2 protein-coding genes are annotated in these 2,318 nt (G+C 68.6%); both read right to left on the bottom strand.

The genetic code is table 11. From position 1 onward, the window contains the following. Window positions 1–171: 171 nt before the first annotated feature. Window positions 172–1,497, bottom strand: coding sequence for a sugar ABC transporter substrate-binding protein (locus tag G3N99_RS39180; RefSeq protein WP_174930644.1), 1,326 nt, complete (start codon window positions 1,495–1,497; stop codon window positions 172–174). Window positions 1,498–1,555: 58 nt separating this feature from the next. After that, window positions 1,556–2,318 (bottom strand): class II D-tagatose-bisphosphate aldolase, non-catalytic subunit (locus G3N99_RS39175; protein WP_206125078.1); only part of this gene is annotated, 763 nt, incomplete at its 5' end.

The raw sequence follows: 2,318 nt of genomic DNA, 5'->3' as shown, positions 1-2,318 counted from the left end.
GCCGGGCGGCGACGACGCGTCGCCGACCGACGACGCGTGAGCATGGTTCAGGGGAAGACGCAGGTGACGCATGATCGGAGTCCCTCCGGTTGATGCGCGGGCGCGAAAGCCTGCCCGCCTGTCAGCTTCGACGACGCGCACCGTGCGCCATCGCGCACGGTGCGGGCCGCGTTACTTCTTGTAGCCGGCCTGCCGTACCGCGCGGTCGGCGGCGGCCTGCCCGGCGGCAAGCGCCTGGTCGACCGTCATCTGGCCCGCCACCGCACCCGCGATCGACTGGCCGACCACCGTGCCGAACGACTGGAATTCAGGAATCCCGACGTACTGCACGCCCGTGTACGGCACCTTCTTCAGCGACGGATCGTTCGGGTCGGCCGTCTCGATCGCCTTCAGCACGAAGTCCGAGAACGGCGCGGCGGCCTTGTACTCGGGGCGCTGATAGGTCGACGTGCGCGTGCCCGGCGGCACCGACGCCCAGCCCTCGTCCTTGCCGACCATCTCGATGTACTGCTTCGACGTCGCCCACGCGATGAACTTGCGCGCGGCGTCCTGCTGCTTCGACGTCTTCGGCACGGCCAGCGCCCAGGCCCACAGCCAGTGCGAACCCTTCGGCGTGGCGGCGACCGGCGCGGCCGCGAAGCCGATCCTGTCGGCCACCTGCGACTGCTGTTTGTTATAGAGCATGCCGGCCGCGACCGTCGCGTCGATCCACATCGCGCACTTGCCCGATGCGGTCAGGGTCAGGTTCTCGTTGAAGCCGTTCGAGCTCGCTCCCGGCGGGCCGTCTTTCTTCAGCAGGTTCACGTAGAACGTGATCGCCTTCTTCCATTCCGGCGACGTGAGCTGCGCATTCCAGTTCTCGTCGAACCAGCGCCCGCCGAACGTGTTCACGACCGTCGACACGTACGCCATGTTCTCGCCCCACCCGGCCTTGCCGCGCAGGCAGATCCCGTAGGTGCCCTTCGCCTTGTCGGTGAGCTTGTCCGCGAATTCGGCGATCTGGTCGTAGGTCGGCTGGTCGGGCATCTTGAGCCCCTTCGCCGCGAACAGGTCCTTGCGGTAGAACGTCATCGAGCTCTCGACGTAGAACGGCAGCGCGTACAGCTGGCCGTTGTACGACAGGCTGTCGCGCGCGGTCTTCACGATGTCGTTCAGGTCGTAGTCGGCCGGCAGGCCGGTCATCGGCGCGAGCCAGCCGCGCTTGCCCCACTGCGGCGTCTCGTAGGTACCGATCGCCATCACGTCGAACTGGCCGCTGCCGGTCGTGATGTCGGTCGTCGCGCGCTGGCGCAGCACGTTCTCCTCGAGGATCACCCAGTTCAGCTTGATGTCCGGGTTCGCCTTCTCGAAGGCCGGCGACAGCTTCTTCAGCTCGATCATGTCGGGATTGTTCAGCGTCGCGATCGTCAGCGTGCCGGCGGACGCGGCGCAGGCCGCCGTCGCGAGCGCGGCTCCGGCGAAGCAGCGTGCGGCGGCGTCGAGCATCTTTCGTTGCATGGCATGTCTCCTGTGTTTGTTCGAAGTGTCGTCGGTACTGCGTTTCCTACGCGGCCCGTCACGCCGGCCGCTGCATTCCGCACGCGCGCGCATAGTGCGCGATCACGTCGCGTATCCGGTGACGCACCCAGGCGCGCGGCTCTTTCGCGAGGCCGCCCGCGCGGCATGCCGCGTACACGTCCGGCAACCACTGCGCGACGAGCGTTTCCGGCACCGGCTGCCGCGCGAGGTTGTCGAACAGGTGCTCGACCGCGGCCGCGACGGCCGGCTGCAGCCAGTAGTAGCGGATCCGGTCGCTGTAGCTGAACTGGCGCGCGAGCCGCTGCTCGGCTTCGCCGCCGCGGTAATACGGCGCCCAGTGCTCGGGCTGCGCGCGCATCGCGGCGTCGACCACGTCGCGCAACCGCGAGCGCTGCGCGACGTACCCGATCAGCGCGTCCTCGATGAAGGTCAGCGCGAACAGCGCCTCGCGCAGCGCGAACGTCAGCGCGGGGCCGACCTTCAGCACCGCGAAGTGGTCGCGCACGAGCGCGGCGAGTGCGCCTTCGGTCTGGTAGTCGGTCGAATGCGCCTCGAACACGAGACGCGGTGTTTGCAGGATACTCGCGCCGAGCGATGCCGCCTTTGCGCTGTCGTAATCGAGCACGTGGCGATCGTCGAAGTCGACGCCCGGCTGCGCGACGATCGCGACGACACGCGTCCACGCATCGTCGAGCCCGGCCGCCGCGAACGCGTGGCGGTGCGCGTCGAGCGTCGCCGCGATGCTGTCGCTGCGCGTGACCGCGATCCGCGCGATCGCAGCATCGTCGCCGCTGCCGCTG

This window comes from Burkholderia sp. Ac-20392 (genome assembly GCF_017104585.1).
GTDB lineage: Bacteria > Pseudomonadota > Gammaproteobacteria > Burkholderiales > Burkholderiaceae > Burkholderia > Burkholderia lata.
This window is presented reverse-complemented; position numbering and strand designations above follow the sequence as displayed.

Bases quoted from the DNA above. Each gene is read 5' to 3' on its own strand.
- G3N99_RS39180 (WP_174930644.1), bottom strand. From the start codon at position 1,497: ATGCAACGAAAGATGCTCGACGCCGCCGCACGCTGCTTCGCCGGAGCC.